The 17,596-nt window shown below is 64.1% G+C and carries 17 protein-coding genes; 8 read left to right on the forward strand and 9 right to left on the reverse strand.

Annotated features, from left to right (window positions below):
* Positions 1 to 9 precede the first annotated feature (9 nt).
* Positions 10 to 1,485, forward strand: coding sequence for a LytTR family DNA-binding domain-containing protein (locus tag FCS99_RS13365; protein ID WP_138513391.1), 1,476 nt, complete (start codon positions 10 to 12; stop codon positions 1,483 to 1,485).
* Here FCS99_RS13365 and FCS99_RS16150 read toward each other — a convergent pair.
* Positions 1,482 to 1,643 carry a hypothetical protein gene (locus FCS99_RS16150; protein ID WP_171036380.1) on the reverse strand — a complete coding sequence of 54 codons (162 nt, stop codon included), beginning with the start codon at positions 1,641 to 1,643 and terminating at the stop codon, positions 1,482 to 1,484. The genes FCS99_RS13365 and FCS99_RS16150 overlap by 4 nt on opposite strands.
* Positions 1,644 to 1,786: 143 nt before the next feature.
* On the opposite strand from FCS99_RS16150, the gene FCS99_RS13370 reads away from it, so the two are divergent.
* A complete protein-coding gene (locus FCS99_RS13370; protein ID WP_138513393.1) occupies positions 1,787 to 3,625 on the forward strand; it encodes an aminopeptidase P family protein in 1,839 nt (612 codons plus the stop codon).
* A gap of 20 nt (positions 3,626 to 3,645) precedes the next feature.
* Complete coding sequence (locus tag FCS99_RS13375) at positions 3,646 to 4,152, forward strand: hypothetical protein (RefSeq protein ID WP_138513395.1); 507 nt, start codon at positions 3,646 to 3,648, stop codon at positions 4,150 to 4,152.
* Positions 4,153 to 4,414: 262 nt separating this feature from the next.
* On the opposite strand, the gene dksA is transcribed toward FCS99_RS13375, so the two are convergent.
* Both dksA and FCS99_RS13385 read right to left on the reverse strand, forming a co-directional pair.
* Entirely contained in the window at positions 4,415 to 4,843 is a 429-nt protein-coding gene (gene dksA, locus FCS99_RS13380; RefSeq protein WP_138513397.1) for an RNA polymerase-binding protein DksA, read from the reverse strand.
* 195 nt (positions 4,844 to 5,038) lie between these two features.
* Positions 5,039 to 5,458, reverse strand: a complete 420-nt coding sequence (locus tag FCS99_RS13385) for a flagellar assembly protein FliX (protein ID WP_138513399.1) — start codon at positions 5,456 to 5,458, stop codon at positions 5,039 to 5,041.
* A gap of 248 nt (positions 5,459 to 5,706) precedes the next feature.
* On the opposite strand from FCS99_RS13385, the gene FCS99_RS13390 reads away from it, so the two are divergent.
* The 4 genes from FCS99_RS13390 (at position 5,707) to FCS99_RS13410 (ending at position 8,328) form a co-directional block, all read left to right on the forward strand.
* Complete coding sequence (locus tag FCS99_RS13390) at positions 5,707 to 6,828, forward strand: flagellar basal body P-ring protein FlgI (RefSeq protein ID WP_138513401.1); 1,122 nt, start codon at positions 5,707 to 5,709, stop codon at positions 6,826 to 6,828.
* A gap of 2 nt (positions 6,829 to 6,830) precedes the next feature.
* Positions 6,831 to 7,157 (forward strand): rod-binding protein, encoded by a 327-nt coding sequence (locus FCS99_RS13395; RefSeq protein ID WP_138513403.1) that lies wholly within the window; start codon positions 6,831 to 6,833, stop codon positions 7,155 to 7,157.
* A 2-nt stretch (positions 7,158 to 7,159) separates the two neighbouring features.
* A complete protein-coding gene (locus tag FCS99_RS13400; protein WP_138513405.1) occupies positions 7,160 to 7,609 on the forward strand; it encodes a flagellar basal-body protein FlbY in 450 nt (149 codons plus the stop codon).
* A gap of 62 nt (positions 7,610 to 7,671) precedes the next feature.
* On the forward strand, positions 7,672 to 8,328 hold the full coding sequence (locus FCS99_RS13410) for a class I SAM-dependent methyltransferase (RefSeq protein ID WP_138513407.1): 657 nt from the start codon (positions 7,672 to 7,674) through the stop codon (positions 8,326 to 8,328).
* On the opposite strand, the gene FCS99_RS13415 is transcribed toward FCS99_RS13410, so the two are convergent.
* Entirely contained in the window at positions 8,325 to 11,078 is a 2,754-nt protein-coding gene (locus tag FCS99_RS13415) for an NHL repeat-containing protein (protein WP_138513409.1), read from the reverse strand. The two genes, FCS99_RS13410 and FCS99_RS13415, sit on opposite strands and share 4 nt — an antisense overlap.
* Positions 11,079 to 11,306: 228 nt before the next feature.
* On the opposite strand from FCS99_RS13415, the gene pseB reads away from it, so the two are divergent.
* Complete coding sequence (gene pseB / locus FCS99_RS13420) at positions 11,307 to 12,380, forward strand: UDP-N-acetylglucosamine 4,6-dehydratase (inverting) (RefSeq protein ID WP_138513411.1); 1,074 nt, start codon at positions 11,307 to 11,309, stop codon at positions 12,378 to 12,380.
* A 139-nt stretch (positions 12,381 to 12,519) separates the two neighbouring features.
* On the opposite strand, the gene pseC is transcribed toward pseB, so the two are convergent.
* The 5 genes from pseC to FCS99_RS13445 all read right to left on the reverse strand — a co-directional run bounded on the left by pseC (position 12,520) and on the right by FCS99_RS13445 (position 17,508).
* Complete coding sequence (gene pseC / locus FCS99_RS13425; protein WP_138513413.1) at positions 12,520 to 13,713, reverse strand: UDP-4-amino-4,6-dideoxy-N-acetyl-beta-L-altrosamine transaminase; 1,194 nt, start codon at positions 13,711 to 13,713, stop codon at positions 12,520 to 12,522.
* 135 nt (positions 13,714 to 13,848) lie between these two features.
* Complete coding sequence (locus FCS99_RS13430) at positions 13,849 to 14,682, reverse strand: flagellin (protein WP_138513415.1); 834 nt, start codon at positions 14,680 to 14,682, stop codon at positions 13,849 to 13,851.
* Between the two features lie 344 nt (positions 14,683 to 15,026).
* Positions 15,027 to 15,395 (reverse strand): flagellar protein FlaG, encoded by a 369-nt coding sequence (locus FCS99_RS13435; protein WP_138513417.1) that lies wholly within the window; start codon positions 15,393 to 15,395, stop codon positions 15,027 to 15,029.
* 102 nt (positions 15,396 to 15,497) lie between these two features.
* Positions 15,498 to 16,322: a flagellin gene (locus FCS99_RS13440; RefSeq protein ID WP_138513419.1), complete on the reverse strand. Its 825-nt coding sequence runs from the start codon at positions 16,320 to 16,322 to the stop codon at positions 15,498 to 15,500.
* Between the two features lie 358 nt (positions 16,323 to 16,680).
* Positions 16,681 to 17,508 (reverse strand): flagellin, encoded by an 828-nt coding sequence (locus tag FCS99_RS13445; RefSeq protein WP_138513421.1) that lies wholly within the window; start codon positions 17,506 to 17,508, stop codon positions 16,681 to 16,683.
* Positions 17,509 to 17,596: the final 88 nt, after the last annotated feature.

The raw sequence follows: 17,596 nt of genomic DNA on the forward strand, positions 1-17,596 counted from the left end.
ATCGGCTGAATGGCTCGTATCCCGGATGAATGGCTCAACGCCCTGCAGCCGGCCCGCACCGGGCTGGAAGCGCTGGCGCTGTGTGCCCTCGTCCTGGCCGCCCTGCTCTTCAGTCCCCAGCCCCGGATCGACCTGACCGCGCCGCCGCCATTGCGCCATGTCGACGGGTCTGACGGACTGGCACGCTGGCAGGCCGCCCCGGAGACCGGCGAGCGTCTGCCCTTCTACGCGCTGGACCGGCCGGACGAAGAAGCCTGGCTGATCTGGCAAGATGTGCCGCTCGACCGGGACGGGGTTCCGCCCGCCCTTCTGCTCGCCGGCCCCTTCTCGGCCGAGATTGTCTTCAATGGTGAGGTGATCGGCGCCAAGGGCCAGCCGGGTCCGGATGCCACGCGCGAGCGCGCCGGACCGATCGAGCATGTCACCGCCCTGCCCGCCCGCCTGATCCGGGATGAGGGCAACTGGATCGCCCTGCGCCTGTCCAGCCATCATGCGGGCTATCAGCCGCACACCCTGGTCCAGGCCGTCTTCGTCATTCCCTACATGGATGATGCCCGCCGGCCGGTCCGCTACTACCTCCCTCTGGTCATCACCGGCAGCATCCTGCTCGCCCTGGTCATCGCGCTCATCCTGCGGACCCGACAGACTGCAGACCGGCGCGGACTTTGGCTGATCACCGCCATGGTCGGACTGATCCTGGCCGGTGCAGCGGAAATTTCACGCTCCCTGATCAATTATCCCTATGACTGGCACCAGCCACGCCAGGCGATCAGCCTGCTCGGCCTGATCCTGTTCGGGCTCGGCCTTCTGCGTTTCCTGCAAGTGCGATGGCCCGCCGGCGCGGTCCGCATCGCCCAGGCCTGGATCGGGGTCACGGGCCTGCTCGTTCTCGCGGCCGCGCTCGGCATGACGGGATATGATGGCAAATCCGCCGTGGCGACGGCCGTGATGGCGGTCTCCGCCACCGCCTGGCTGGCCTGGCGCGGCGACGCATCGGGACGGGTTCTGGCCGTCGGACTGGCTGTGATGGCGGCCTACGCCCTGCGCTGGCCCAGCGATATCATCGACCGGGGCATCTACGCCTTCACCCTGGCCCTGTTCGCCTGGCCGGCCATTCGCCAGCCCGGCTTTCTCCTGCCCGATCCGGAGGCCCCGCGCGAGCGCGTGGCCCTGCAGATGACGGGACGGACCCTGTATGTGGAGATCGCGGCGATCAGCTTCCTGAAAGCGGCCGGCAATTACACCGAAATCCATCTGCGCAGCGGCGCGCAGCACCTGGACAACCGCAATCTGGGGCAGATGCTGGACGTCCTGCCGGCGGACCGCTTCTTCCGGCTGCATCGCAGCCATGCCGTCAATCTGGATGAGGCCGAAGCGCTCACCGCCTCAGCGGGAAGCCGTTACCGGCTGCAGCTGAAAAGCGGCCAAAGCCTGCCGGTCAGCCGCAGCCAGGTCGCCGGGCTCAGGGCCCGGCTGGCGCGCTAGCGGCGCTTGGCGGCCAGACCGTTATTGGCCAGGTAGGCGTCGACATCCGTGCTGCGCGGCTGCGACTTCACACCGGCGCGCTCGCGGGACCGCTCCATCGCGCGGTTGATCATGGAATTGGCGTTCATGTAGCGCCAGTCATCAATGCCGTAGAACATCGGGAACTCCTTGGGGTTGGCGCGCCGTTTGCGCGCCTTTGCGCCGCTTCACAATCCCCGCAAGCGCAAGCCCCGTTTGCGCTTTTGCATGCCCTGAATGTCGCCCATTGAATGGAGCCCGCCAGAGGCCTAGTGTCCGCGCCATGACCCAGATGATTTCCCAGACTTTCGACGTCAAAGGCGGCCCGCACTACGGTCGCGAGAACGTCCCCAAGCTCCGTGCCGCGCTGGATGAACTCGGCCTGGACGGTTTCCTGATCCCGCACGAGGACGAGTACGACAATGAGTACCTGCCCGACTGCAATGAGCGCCTGCTCTGGGTGACCGGCTTCTCCGGTTCCGCCGGGGCTGCGCTGGTCATGAAGGACCGGGCCGCCGTCTTCGTCGACGGCCGCTATACGCTGCAGGTCAAGGACCAGGTCGATGGCAGCATTTTCGACTATTGCGACCTCGTCGGTCAGGGCCTGTATGGCTGGATCGAGGAGCATGGCCGCAAGGGTGAAAAGATCGGCTATGACGCCCGTCTCCACTCCCCCGCCGCGCTCAACCTCCTGCGCACCGCCGCCCAGCGCGCCGGCGTGACCCTGGTCTCCGTCGACACCAATCCGGTCGACACCGCCTGGACCGACCGTCCGGCCGCGCCGAAAACACCGGTCGTGCCGCACCCGATTGAGTTTGCCGGCGAGGACCATGCCTCCAAGCGCTCACGCATCGGCATTGCCATCCGCAAGGGCGGCGCTGACGCCGCCGTGATCACGGCTCCGCCCTCGATCGCCTGGCTGTTCAATGTCCGCGGCAGCGACGTGTCCCGTTCGCCACTGCCCCTCTCCGCCGCCATCATCGAGGCGGACGGCACGGCGACCTTCTTCGTCGACCCGGACAAGATCACCGACGAGACCCGCGCGCATCTGGGCAATGAGATCGCCCTGCGTCCGGAGAGCGAGTTCGGTGACGGCCTGGCGGCCTGCCAGGGCAAGACCGTCCGCGTCGACCCGACGACCGCTTCGGCCTGGGTGCTGGAAACGCTCGAAGCCGGCGGTGCCAGCGTGCAGCAGCTGGAAGACCCGGTCATGCGTCCCAAGGCCCAGAAGAATGCGGCCGAAGTGGAAGGCTCGCGCCAGGCCCATATCCGCGATGGCGGCGCCATCGTGAAATTCCTGCACTGGCTCGATACCGAGGCCCAGTCCGGCGAGATCGACGAGATCCAGGCGGCGCAAAAGCTGGAAAGCCTCCGCAAGACCCTGCCGGAACTGCGCGACCTCTCCTTCGACACGATCTCCGGGGCCCAGGGCAATGGCGCCTTCGCCCACTATCGTGTTTCCGAAGAGACCAATCTCAAACTCGCCAAGGGCTCACTCTACCTCGTCGATAGTGGCGGCCAGTATCCCGATGGCACGACGGATATCACCCGGACCGTGCCGATCGGCGAACCGACCGCGGAAATGCGCACCCAGTTCACGCGCGTGCTGAAGGGGCATATCGCCCTGTCCATGGTTCGCTTCCCGAAAGGAACGACCGGTACCCAGCTGGACATCCTGGCGCGCTTCAGCCTGTGGCAGGCCGGCTTCGACTATGATCATGGCACCGGCCATGGCGTCGGCAGCTTCCTGGGCGTGCATGAGGGCCCGCAGCGCATTGCCAAGGCGCCCAATGCCGTGCCGCTGGAGCCGGGCATGATCGTCTCCAACGAGCCGGGCTATTACAAGGCTGACGGCTATGGCATCCGGATCGAAAATCTCCAGGTCGTCACCGACCCGGCGGACATTCCCGGCGGTGAACGCCCGATGCTGGGTTTTGAAACCCTCACCGTGGCACCCATCCACAAGGGGCTGATCGATACCGGTCTCCTGACCGCCGAGGAACTAGCCTGGCTGGACGGTTATCACGCCCTGGTGCGTGAGCGCGTCCTGCCCCTGGTCGAGGGTGATGTGGCGGACTGGCTGGTCCGGGCCACCGAGCCGCTCGCTGGCGCACATCCGTGATCCGAGCCGGTTTTGTGCTCATGGCAGCCGCCCTTCTGGGCGGCTGCTTTTATTCCGAAGAGGCGTTGATCGGCCGGTTCGCGCTGGACACGCCCCTGGGAGAGGGCTTTTACAGCCACACGCCCTATCATCCCGATGGCACCCCGTTCGACCGGCCGGCCTGGTCCGGCGAGATCGAACGCAGCGGCGGCCGCTATGTCTCGGATGATGAAAACTTCCCGCACCAGAACACCCGCCTGCGCGAACTCGCCCCGGGCGTCTATGCCGCCCAGCGCGAGAGCGAGGGCCGCTATCTCTACGGTCTGGTCTGGGTCTATGAAGGCGGCCGCGTTGCCACCTATCACCAGCCCCAATGCGCCGACCTGTCAGACACGGCCCGGGAGACATACGAACTCGTTGAACACGACGAGGAACGCGGCGCCTGCGAAATCAGCGACTGGGACCGCCTGTCCGGCGCCCTGCTGAGCTATATCAGCGAGCATGAGGGCGAGGTTCCGGTGGATGGTGTCTACCGGCGGGTGGATTAAGGTTTCTGACGTCCACCACCCCCTAATCCGTCATCCCACGGTGGGGCGCAGCCCCATCCGGGGGACCTGTGCTAACCCGCAGACAGGATGGATGAGGTCCACCGAACAAGCCGGGGGATGACGACGATTTTTGGCTATGAGAGCGGCAAAACCGTGGATGACAAGCGCTGGGTCCTCGCCCTTCACGGGCGAGGGGGACCGCGCGGATGCGCGGTGGAGTGGGTGCTTACATCAAAACCGGAAGCGCGCAGCGCTTCACCGTCTAATCGTCGCGGTGGACGCGTTCCTTGCGCTCGTGGCGTTCCTGCGCCTCGAGGCTGAGCGTGGCAACCGGACGGGCATCCAGGCGGGCCAGCGAGATCGGCTCGCCGGTTTCTTCGCAATAGCCGTAATCATCTTCCTCGATCCGGCGCAGCGCGCTCTCGATCTTGGAGATCAGCTTGCGCTGGCGGTCGCGGGCACGAAGCTCCAGGGAGCGGTCGGTCTCGGTCGAGGCACGATCAGCCAGGTCCGGCAGCGCGCCCATGTCTTCCTGAAGGTTTGAAATCGTTGAACGGCTTTCCCGGAGGATCTCGTCCTTCCAGGCCATGAGCTTGCGGCGGAAGTACTCCTTCTGCCGATCATTCATGAAATCCTCGTCCTCGGAGGGGACGTAGTCTTTCGGAAGTTCAATGCGTTCAGCTTCGCTCATCGCTTTCCACTCAACTCTACGCCGTTGTGTGCTCTCCCCCAGAAAGCGGGCCGGAGAATATGCACGGACCTTCCGGAGTCAACGCGCAAGCGCTGTTGCCTGCCGATACCAGTCAGGCAAATAGCGGAATGTGTTGAAGAAATTGTGTCATTCCACAGCGATCAAAACCGTGAAAAAACTGCGTGAACTGGCAATTTAGCTGAATTTCGCCAATTCCACGGCCGCCCGAGTCTCGACCTCGTCGAGTGCCGCTTCCAGCTTGGCGTCATGCGTCTGGTCACGGCGGGTCTGCAGAAGATCCATCAGGGCGACCAGTTTTGCGCGCGGCAGACCGCCTTCCAGCAGGCCGATCTTGAGCTCGTCGAGCACGTCCAGCAGGCTCATCGCCCGTTCGGTCGCCTTCTTCTTGGCCTGGGTCGCATCCTCCACGCCCTGCAGGGCGAGGATGGCGTCCACGGACTGAACCGAGCTGGCCGCAGAGGCGCCGCCGGTCGGGGCTGCCGCCTTGGACTGGCTCCCGGATTCAACCTGGAATCCGCTCCCGCTGGCGCCGGAACTGGTCTTGCGCTTGGCGGCGGATGCCGAAGAGGTCGAGCTGGGTCCCTGGATTTTCATGTCGCGTGTCCATGCCTCGGTGCGTGCGTTAATGCATGAGCCGGGCCGCTTAATAGAGGCTTAACTGAGCCCAATTGACCGGCAATTTCTGCCGCCCGCAAGCCCCACCCGGTCATGTTTTCCGCCCTGCCCGTACCCTGCTTTCGCCTTAACCCATTGTTTTTAAGTGTCTTATTTTATTAACCACGAGCGGCATTCTGGCACGGTCTTCGCAAGGACGTGAGCGAAACGACCCCGGAGACCGCAAAATGCGTATCATCACCGCCCTGCTGACCGCCCTGATCCTGGCCGTACCGGCCCACGCTTCGTCGCGGATCAAGGACATGGTCGACATCGAGGACGTCCGCGACAACCAGATCGTCGGCTACGGCCTGGTGGTGGGTCTGGATGGTACCGGCGACAGCCTGCGCAACTCCGCCTTCACCAACCAGTCGCTCAACGCGATGCTGGAACGCTTCAACGTCAATACCCGGGATGCGAACCTGAACACGCGCAATGTGGCCGCCGTGATGGTCACGGCCTCCCTGCCCGCCTTCTCCAGCCAGGGCACCCGGATCGATGTGACGATCTCCGCCATCGGCGATGCCGGCTCCCTGCAGGGCGGCACGCTGATCGCCACCCCGCTGCTCGACAGTTCCGGCCGCACCTGGGCCGTCGCCCAGGGCTCCATGACGGTGGGCGGTTTCCAGGCCCAGGGCGATGCGGCCTCGATCACCCGCGGCGTGCCGACCTCGGGCCGGATCGCCAATGGCGCCATCGTGGAAAACCCCTTCGCGGGCACCGGCATCGATCCGTGGGCCGAAATCGCCAATCGCGACAGCCTGGCCCTCTCCCTGCGCAATCCGGACTTCACCACGGCGCGCCGCATGGCCAGCGCCATCAATGCCTATGTCGGCGCCGGCACGGCCCGCGCGGAAAACCCGTCCACCGTCCGCCTGAGCCGTCCGGCCAGTTTCCGCGGTGACATGATCGACCTGATCTCCGAAATCGAACAGCTGCGTGTCGAGGCTGACCAGCCCGCCCGCATCATCATCGACGAGAATACCGGCACGATCGTCATGGGCGAGAATGTCCGCGTTTCCACCGTCGCCATCGCCCAGGGCAATCTGACCATCACCGTCACCGAGACGCCGATCGCCAGCCAGCCCAACCCGTTCGCCGATGCCGGCCAGACCGAAGTCCTGCCGCGCACCCAGGTGACCGCGGAAGAGGACACGATGCAGCTGGGCGTGCTCGACCAGGGTGGTGTCTCCCTGCGCGAGCTGGTGGACGGCCTCAACGCGATGGGCGTCACGCCGCGCGACATGATCACCATCCTGCAGGCCATCAAGGCCGCCGGCGCCCTGCAAGCCGAAATCGAGGTCCTGTAATCATGGACGGCCTGCTGGAACTCCAGATGGCGAATGCCACCGCGACCGGGCGCACCCAGGGTGCCCCGAACATCGAGGGTGTGCGCTCCGAGGCGGAAGCCCGCCAGGTCGCCGAAGAGTTTGAAAGCTTCTTCCTCTCCCAGATGCTGGAACAGATGTTCACCGGCGTGGGCGAGGACAATCCCTTCAGCGGCGGCGCCGGCGAACGCGCCTTTCGCGGCCTGCTGCACGAGGAATACGCCAAGGTGATGGCCCGCAATGGCGGTCTGGGCCTGGCGGATCGACTGACCAGTGAAGTCCTGCGCTACCAGGAAGACGGAGAGCTTTGATCATGAGTGAACTGCACGCTGCCAATCCGACCGAACGCCTCCAGGCCCTGCTCCGCCTCACCCAGCGTCTGACCGAACTGCTGGAAGAAGAGACCCGCCTGTTCAAGGCCAAGCGTCCCCAGGACGCGCTCGGCCTGCAGGACGAGAAGACTCAGCTGGCCAACGTCTATCGCGCCGAAGTCGCCCGCACCAAGCAGGACCCGACCCGGTTCGCCACGGCCCCGGCCCAGCTCAAGACCCTGCTGCGCGAGGCCACCCAGGCCTTCCACGCGGCCCTGTCGGAAAACGGCCATGTCGTGAATGCGCTGAAAACGGTCACCGAAGGCGTGGTGAAAGCCATTGCCGACGAAGCCGCCCGCCAGCGCTCCGCGCCCGCCGGCTACGGCCCCGGCGCCGCCCATCCGTCCACCCCGCCCAAGGGCTTCGCCCTCGCGGTGAACCGGACGGCCTGATCCACGCCCACCCTTTACACCGCCTCCCGAACCCGCACACCGTAGGGTCCGAGGAGTGCGTGATGAGCGATGAGCCGATACCCGCCCGCAAGGCCTATCAGGACTGGGCGGCGAGCTATGACAGCCAGGAGAACCGCACGCGCGATCTCGATGCGTTGATCGTGCAGAGTATCGACCTGCCGCTGGATGGCGCCCGGGTGATCGAGTTCGGGGCCGGGACCGGCAAGAATACCGCCTATCTCGCCGAACGCGCCGGAACCCTGCTCGCCCTCGACCTGTCCAGCGCCATGCTCGACCGGGCCCGCGCGCGTCTTCAGGCTGATCATGTCCGCTTTGCCGAGCATGATGTCACCACGCCCTGGCCGGCCAACGACGCCTCGGCCGATCTCGTCATCGGCAATCTCGTGCTGGAGCATATCGAGGCGATGGAGCCGGTCTTTACCGAAGCCGCGCGCGTGCTGGTGCCGGGCGGCACCCTCTTCATCTGCGAGCTTCACCCGGACCGGCAGGCTTTGGGCAGCCAGGCGCAGCTCCAACAGGACGGCCAGTCCCGCCGGGTCGAGGCCTATCACCACACCCTGTCGGATTATGTACGGGCCGGGGAAGCCGCCGGTCTGGCGCTGTCAGGGATCAATGAGGCCATCGAAGCCGGGGTCGAGGTCTCCGAGACCACGCCACCGCGCCTGCTCGCCCTCACCTTCACGAAGCCTGACGCCTAGAAATAGGCCGTCGCGTTGACGCCGGAACCGCCGCTCAGACGGGCCAGGCCGGCCTGGTAATTGGCCAGCTGTGCGGAGACATGGGCCGGAACCGGGCCGCCCTGCTTGCCGGCCTGCGGGCCTTCCAGCAGCGCCTTGAGCGCCGGATCCATCGTGATGTCGCGATAGGCGCGCTGCAGTTTCGACATCGCCGTCTCGATGAATTCATACGCTTTTTCGGCATCTTCCAGCGAGCCGATCGTCATGGTCGGCGGCAGGTCGAGCGCATGCAGCGGCGGCGCGTCGGAGGTCTTTTCATCCTTGTCGAGCAGGGAGCCCGTATTCACGATGGCACCGGCCTGCAGCCCCATGGACTTCAGCAGGTCGCGGCCATCGGCGCCGGCAAACAGCTCGATGGTGGAGCCTTCGGCGGCCTTGATGCGCAGCATGTCGCCCTCGGACGACCGGCGCACATCCGCCGTCCCGTCCAGCACCAGGGCTGCATTGATCTTGAAAGTCAGGGAGCGGATCGTGTCATCACCGTCCAGCGAGATCTTCTTGCGGCGGCCGCCATTCACCGAGACGTAGAAATAGTCGTCCTCACGGGCCGAACTGCGGTCGGCGATCACGCGGCTGTCGGAATAGGTCACCGTGCCGCTGGGCAGGCCCAGCGCGTCCAGAACGGAATCGTCGGAGGCGGACACGGCGATACCCGCGGCGGCGGCCAGGCCATTGCGGCCGGAGATCTGGTGGCTCCAGTCCAGCGCGCCCGTGGCACCGTCGATCTGGGCCGCGAAGGCATCGCGCTCCCCGTTCAGCGTATCGCCATTGATCCCGCCCAGCGTCTTGCCGGCGATATAGACCTTGCCGTTCAGCACCTGGATGGCGGACGCCCCGTCATCCTCGGCGGACCCGACAAAGGTCGTGTAATCGATCGTCGCGGACGCCCCATCGGTGAACTTCACCAGGAAGGCATCACGCACGCCGCCATTATGGGCGCCCACCGGCGCACTCGGAGCAAACGCGCCACCGGCCGCCCCGGTCAGATAGATATCCGAGCCTTCCACGGCGATCCCGCCGATACTGCCCGTATCCAGATCGCCCAGATTCTGTTCCCAGATGGCCGCTGACGTGCTGTCCGCCGCGTCGAATTTGCGCAGGACGGCGCTGCCGCCCTCATTGGAGGCGACCAGAAGATTGCCGTCATCGGCGATCGCGATCGCCGAAATGGTTTCATCGCCGACATCGCCGATGCGCCGGGTCCACAAGGATGTACCGTCCGCACCGATGGCGCGGATATAGCCATCGCTCAGCCCGCCGGCATGCGCTTCGCCGCCAAAGCCCGACGCCGCCTTGCCGGCCACATAGACCGTGCCGTCGTCTGCCACCGCGACCGCGGTCGCATTGTCATCGCCCGTACCGCCGAAGCGCTGCGTCCACTGCTCCACACCGGCCGCATTGTATTTGACGGCGATACTGTCCGATCCGCCGATATCCGTGCTGTCGCCCAGACCGCCGGACACCTTGCCGGCAACCACGACATTGCCATTGGCATCGACCGCGACGCTGGCGCCTTCAGCACTGTCCGCCGCGCCGAGCACCCGGCTCCAGACGCGCTTGCCCGTGCTGTCATACTTGGCCAGGACCAGGTCCTGCTCGCCCTTGAGAACCTGCCCGTCCGTGGACGCCGTCGTCTTGCCGACCACATAGATCCCGCCATCGCCGGTCGAGACCGTGTCCATGATCTCCAGCGGATTGTCTTCCAGCTTGGTCCGGGTCTCGCCCTCCTCGCCGCCGACGACCGCCACTTCCGATTCTGTCGCATCCGCTGAGAAACGCGTGGAATAGCCGGTTGTGGGATCGCCGCTCGCCAGATCGGTCAGTTTCACGATCTGGCCGCCAGCCGTTTCATTGATGCCGGACGTGCCGGCGAAATACAGGGCCGGCTCGGCCGCTGGCGCGGAGAAGCTGATCTGTTCAGTGGAAACGCCCTTGATCAGGAAGCCGAAATTGTCGCCGGGAATGACGCCGACATCATTTTCCTCGCCGATCTTAGTGCGCTCGAACCGCGTCACCATGCCGGCCGCTTCCAGCTCGGCATTGATGTGGGCGGTGATGTTGTCGAGATTGCGGGTCTGGGCGCCCATATCAGCCAGATTGATCTGGACGTCAGTGGTCACACCACTCTTCTTCACCGAGATCGTGAACTGGACATCGCCGGTCAGGCTGGCCACCTCGGCGTCGAAAGCGCCCTTGTGGATCGTGCCGGTCTTGAACTGGGAGAGACCGCGCGAAATCGCGACTTCACTCTCCAGCTTCCGCAGCTCCTCGCCCTTCAGCAGGGTCAGCTCTTCCAGGTCCAGCCCGTCGAAGAAATCGCCCATCTGGCTGAGGCCCTTCACGAAAGCCTTCTCCAGAAAATCGCGGCGGACCTGGTTGGTCGATTTTTCGCGCGCTTCTTCCGCCAGTGCGGCCAGGCGTTTCAGGCCCTGATGCAGGGAAAAGAGTTTCTTGTGGTCGGCCGGCGCGTCGATGTCGGAGAATTCGCGATCCGGATTCAGGAAGAACTGGCCCGTCCCCAGCACCCGCCGGCGCATCTCTTCCAGGGTCTGGAGCTGGCTCGATCCGATTTCCCAGGGGGCCGCCACATCATCGGTCTTGCGCGAGGCGGACGCCGCCTGCGCATAGTTGGACGTGCCGATGGTCGCGTTGGTCACACGCGCCCCATACCAGCTGGTCAGCAGTCCCTGATTGATACCGATGATCGTCACGATCAAACACCTTTTCGTACTCGCTGCCCAATCTGGACCCGATCTGCAAACAAAGTGTTTCGAAACTCGGTTAAAAGCCGCCCATACAACGCATTTTCGGGGCCCGATCCGGGCCGGATGTGCGCCCTGAAGCGCACTCTGCTAGACTGGCGGGCCGGCCTGCCCCTAACGCGCCGTTAACCCCGGCAGCGCAGCGTCGGACAAAGATGACGATTCGCGAGGCCCCGCATGTCCGACAAGACATCGCCCGACAACCCCTTCGAGGACATGATCCCGAGCCGCAGCTTTCTCGAGCCGCGCATGCCGCTGGACGGCAAGACCATCCTCGTCACGGGCGGGACCGGATCCTTCGGCCGCAAATTCACCGAGACGATCTGCCGGGAATTCAAGCCGAAGAAGCTGATCATTTTTTCGCGCGACGAGCTCAAACAGTATGAAATGGCTCAGGATTTTTCGCCCAGCGATTATCCCTTCCTGCGCTATTTCATCGGCGATGTCCGCGACGAGGCCCGTCTCGACCAGGCCATGCGCGATGTCGATGTGGTGATCCACGCCGCCGCGCTGAAGCATGTCCCGATTGCCGAATACAATCCGTTCGAATGCATCAAGACGAATGTCATGGGGGCGGAGAATGTCGTTCGCGCGGCGATCAAGCGCGGGGTCAGCCATGTCTGCGCCCTGTCCACCGACAAGGCCGCCAACCCGATCAATCTCTACGGCGCCTCCAAACTGGCGGCGGATAAAATATTCACCGCCGCCCAGCATATGGGCGGTGAAGGCGGCCCGGTCTTCTCGGTTGTCCGCTACGGAAATGTCGTCGGCTCGCGTGGCTCCGTGATCCCCTATTTCCGCAAACTCGTCGATGACGGGGCCAAGGAATTGCCCATCACCGATCCGCGCATGACCCGTTTCTGGATCACGCTCGAGCAGGGCGTGAATTTCGTCCTCTCCAGCCTCGCCATGGCGCGCGGCGGCGAGATTTTCGTGCCCAAGATTCCCTCCATGTCGACGGCCGAACTGGCCCGCACCATGGCGCCGAACCTGCCACACAAGATTGTCGGCATCCGTCCGGGCGAGAAGCTCCACGAGATCATGGTGCCCGAGGATGACAGCCGGACCACGGTGGAGCTGGCCGACCGCTACGCCATCCTGCCGGCCCATTCGGCCAAGATCATGGCCCGCTATCTGGCCACCGGCGGCAAGCTCGTCCCCGACGGTTTCCAGTACGCCTCCAACACCAATCCGGAACAACTCGACGGCGAAGCGCTGCGCGCCCTGATCGGCGAGGCGGCCGCGGCCTGAGGTCACCTCCCTCCTTCCCCTTGATGGGGAAGGTGGATCGCCGCAAAGCGGCGAGGCGGAAGGGGTGAAAGCGCACAGCGCTTTCGGATTCTCTGAAAATCACCCACTCCACCGCGCATGCGCGCGGTCCCCGCGCCCATCAAGGGCGAGGACCTGCCCCCTGCCCGTCCAGCACTGCCACCAGCGCATCCGCCACCCGCAACGGATCCTCATCCGCCATCCCCACAAACAACGGCAGGGAGAGGGTGCGTTCGTAATAATGCTGCGCGCCGGGCAATTCCTGGCGGCCGTAGAGGTCCAGATAATAGGGCTGGTCTGGCACGGGGATGTAATGGACCTGGCTGCCAATGCCGACCTCGCGCAGACCTTCCATCACCTCGGTCCGGCTTACCCCTGCCCCCGCAAAATCGATCCGCACCGGATAGAGGTGCAGGCAGGGCTCACAATCGGGTGTGCGGGCCAGGGGCTGGATTTTCGGGGCCAGGGCCTCGAATACCGCATCATAGCGGGCCGCCAGCTCGCGGCGGCGCGCCGTGAAATACTCCAGGCGTTTCAATTGCGAAAGCGCCAGAGCCGCCTGGATATCGCTGAGCCGGTAATTCCAGCCCAGCTCCACCATTTCGTGCCACCAGGGCTCGCCCGCCTGGCGCTGCATGCGGGCCGGATCGCGTTCGATCCCGTGACTGCGCAGACGCCGCAGCCGCTCGGCCATGACCGCATCATTGGTGGTCACCGCCCCACCCTCACCGGCGGCAATCGTCTTGACCGGGTGGAAGGAAAAACAGGCCGAAACGGAATGCCGACAGGACCCGACCGGGTCGCCCGCATGCCGCGTACCCACCGCATGACAGGCATCCTCGACCAGGACCGCATCCGCCGTCGCCGCCAGCTGGGCGAGCCGGGCGACATCCTCGCACTGGCCAGCCAGATGAACCGGCAGGACCGCTCTCACCGGGCCGCGCAGGCGCGCAATCTCCAGCGCGACTTCCAGCGTGTCCGGCGTCATCAGCCCGGTCTCCGGGTCGACATCGGCAAAGACGACATCGGCGCCGCAATAGCGCGCGGCATTGGCCGTCGCCACAAAGGTCACGGCCGGCACGATACAGACATCGCCCGGCCCCACGTTCAGAGCCGCAAGCGCCAGGTGGAGCGCCGTCGTCCCGTTGGAACAGGCAATTGCATGCTCGGCCCCGCAGGCCGCCGCAAACGCCGTCTCGAAAGCATCCACCGCAGGACCGGTGGTCAGCCAGTCGCCCCGCAGGACTTCGGCCACAGCCTCGACATCCTGCTCATCGAGGGCCTGCCGCCCGTAAGGGAGAAATCTCTGTGTCATCGTGACCCCATCCTAGCGCCGAGATCATGAATTGAGTCGTACCAACGGAAACGGCCCTCCGGAAAGTCCGGAGGGCCGCGCCGTGGTGGTGGAGTTTGTGTGTTCCGGGTCCGGGAGAAACCCGGAACGAAACCCTTAGCCCTGGAACAGGGACAGGATGGTCTGCGGCTGCGAGTTGGCGATGGACAGCGCCTGGACACCCAGCTGCTGTTTCACCTGCAAGGATTGCAGCATGGCGCTTTCGACCGCGAGGTCGGCATCGACCAGGTCACCGACACCCTTGTTCAGGCTGTCCATGAGCTTGCCGACAAAATTGCCGTGCGCTTCGAGTTTCTTGACGTCGGAGCCCAGATTGGCCAGCGCCTGGTTGACGTTTTCCAGGCTCGTCTTGATGGCGCCGACCGCGGCCGTGGCCAGCGTGACCGTGCCGAGGCTCGCCGTGGCGGCCAGGGTGATGATCGCGCCGCCGATGCTCATGTCCTGCGTCTTCAGCGTGACCGTACGGGCTGCGTCCGCGTCGGCCAGGAACTGGATGCCGCCCGTGATCGAGCCGTCCAGGATATTGGCACCATCGAACTCGGCGTTCTGCAGAATGCCGGCGACCTGGTCCAGCAGGGCCTTGAAGTCGGCGTCATAAGCCTGACGGGAGAAGGTATCGAGCGACGGGTCCATGGCGGCGGTCGCTTTCTCGCGCATCTGGATCAGAAGGTCCGAGATGCTTTCGCCGGCGGCCAGCGCAACGTCACCGATCGTGGTGGCGCGATTGAGGCCGGTCTGGACAGCTTCCAGAGCGCCAATGTCCGAGCGCATGCCCTGGGCCACGGCGTAGATCGCCGCATTGTCCTTGGCACCCGCGATCTTGAGACCGGTATTGATGCGGTTCTGAACGCCCTGCATCTCGTCATTGGTCTTGTTCAAATTCTGCAGCGCGATCATCGCGCCGGTATTGGTGTGAACGCTCATCGTCATGCGACATTCTCCCGCGTAGTCATTGCCGCTCCTTCAGCGGCGGGTTCGCTGACCTATCCGCAACGAGCGTGCCAGTTTTGGTTAATCGGAATTAGCGTTTTAATTCAGATATATAGAAGATGAGAAGATTCCACCCGCACCGAGCCCGACCGGTAAAAAGATCGCTTTCTGCCGGGCCGTAGGCGTTTTTTGCCGGGTGGAAGTGGCGCGTTTGATCGAGCTGCCGCCCCCATCAACCGCCCTTCGCGCACCGTCTCCCCGGCGGGGAGAAGACATTCCCCAAACACAAAAAGCCCGCGGACGGGCCGCGGGCTTTTGGGGGTTGGACTGATCCGGAGGGTGGATCAGGCGGTCCGGTTGAGAAGTCCGGCTGTCTTGGTTCTCAGATATTCCATCAGGTCGCCATGCTTTTCCGGCGGCCAACGGCGGATGGTTTCGCCGGTATCCTGGTCGATCATGAGATAGATGTAATCGCCGGACGTGTCGTCCTGCATGATCTTCAGGCGTGAATTCTTGAGTGAGTCTTCGGCCAGCCGTTCAATGTCGGCGGCGCGCTGTTCGCGCTGATCACTGGTGTCAGCCGGCTTGTCGGCCTGCTGAAGCGGCTCGACCCGTCGCACATTGTTCTGCGCGCGGTCGGCTTGGAGATCTCTGCTTTCGGTGTAGTTCGCCACCGTCACAGGTCTGCTGGTATTGAACCCCGTCTCTGCCATGTTGCTATCAAGAGCGGCTTCTTGGCCCGCTCATGCCTCATATCCCCTCACCGCGAACGCGGAAATCGGGTGGCGGAGCGAGGCTCCGCCACCCATTCCGAATTAGCGGAAGTAACCCAGGATCGTGCTGGGCGCCGAGTTGGCGATGGACAGAGCCTGCACACCCAGCTGCTGCTTGACCTGCAGCGACTGAAGGCGGGCGCTTTCCTTGGCCAGGTCAGCGTCGACCAGGTTGCCGATCCCCGTTTCCAGAGCGTCGGACAGCTTGCCCACGAAGCTCTTGTGGACTTCCAGCGACTTCGAAGCCGTGCCGAGCTTGGCCAGCGAAGCGTTCAGGTTGTCCAGGGAGGTTTCAATCGTGGCAACCATCGTCGACGCGTCGCCAGCGGAGGCGAAGGAGGACGTAGCCGTCACGGTCACGGTGCCACCGCCGAGCGTCATGTTGGCGTCGGAGATGGTGATCGTGTTGGAACCGTCAGCATTGGCCAGGGCCGAGATCGAGGTCACGGTACCGTTGATCAGGTTCGTACCATTGAATTCGGCGTTGGACGCGATCGTGGTGACCTGGTCACGCAGGGCCTTGAAGTCTTCGTTCAGGGCGGTGCGGGACGCAGCGTCCAGCGAGGTGTCGGAAGCGGCCAGGGCTTTTTCCTTCATCTCGATCAGGAGATCGGAGATGGCCTCACCGGCAGCCAGAGCAACGTCGGTGGTGGACTGAGCCAGGTCGAGCGAGTTGCCGACAGCAGCATAGCCGTTCACGTCCGAACGCATTTTCTGGGCGATCGCGTAGATACCACCATTGTCCTTGGCGGACGAGACAGCCAGACCGGTGTTGATGCGGTTCTGGACGGTCTGCAGGTCGCGATTGGTCTGGTTGAGGTTTTGCAGCGCCATCATGGCGCCCGGATTGGTGTTGATAGTAGCCATTTCTTGGCCCTTTCCTGTTCTAGTGTTGTCACGAGCCTTTTGCTCGCCAGGTCTTCTGACCCAACCCATAAACAGCAAGGGCAATGCCAGTTTACGATTGACAGGCGGGGTTAACGGGCCCGCACCTGATTCGAAACGGCCCTCGGCGAATCACTCTGGTTAACCGGTAACGAACCGCCCGGCAGAAATTGCCGGGGCACCCCCAAAATCGCTAGGAAAAATTTGCCGGTCGGCAAAAATTTATGCTTAAAAATGAGTTAATTCCGGAATTCAGGCATGCTGACGCGCCAGCGCCGAGAATGCAGAAAAAAATTGTCGGGACCGCGAAACCGCGGTCCCGACCAAAACGAACGGGCGATTAGCCGAAGAAGGACAGGATCGTCTGCGGCGCCTGGTTGGCGATGGAGAGAGCCTGGACCCCCAGCTGCTGCTTGACCTGCAGCGACTGAAGGCGGGCGCTTTCCTTGGCCAGGTCGGCGTCGACGAGATTGCCGATACCCGTCTCCAGCGCATCGGACAGCTTGGTCACGAAGGACTTGTGGACCTCCAGAGACTTGGCAGCCGTACCGACTTTCGCCAAGGACGCGTTCAGATTGTCCAGAGACGTCTCGATGGTCGAAACCAGCGTGGACGCATCTCCGGCCGAAGCGAAGGATGCCGTCGCGGCGACCGTCACCGTACCACCGCCGAGCGTCATGTTGGCGTCGGAGATGGTGATGGTGTTGGAGCCGTCAGCATTGGCCAGGGCCGTCACCGAGGTCACCGTCCCGTTGATCAGGTTGGTGCCGTTGAATTCGGCATTCGACGTGATCGTCGTGATCTGGTCACGCAGCGCCTTGAAGTCTTCGTTCAGGGCGGTACGCGAAGATGCATCGAGCGACGCGTCGGACGCGGCCAGGGCCTTTTCCTTCATTTCGACCAGCAGGTCGGAAATCGCTTCACCGGCGGCAAGTGCCACATCGGTGACGGACGTGGCCAGGTCCAGAGAGTTCTGGACCACACCATAGCCGGCGACCTGGGAGCGCATGCGCTGGGCGATGGCGTAAATGCCGCCATTGTCCTTCGCACTGGCCACTTCCAGACCGGTATTGATGCGGTTTTGTACCTGGGTCAGGTCCATATTCGTCTTGTTCAAGTTCTGCAGCGCCATCATGGCGCCAGCGTTGGTGTTGACAGAGAGCGTCATTATTAAGTCCTCCATTCTGGAAGTAGTCGAAGCCGACTTCTGCGGCCGTGGACGTTTTGTCCGCGTACGGCATCGCAAGCCGCATGCC

This window comes from Maricaulis alexandrii, assembly GCF_005871165.1.
In the GTDB taxonomy this organism is placed as follows: domain Bacteria; phylum Pseudomonadota; class Alphaproteobacteria; order Caulobacterales; family Maricaulaceae; genus Maricaulis; species Maricaulis alexandrii.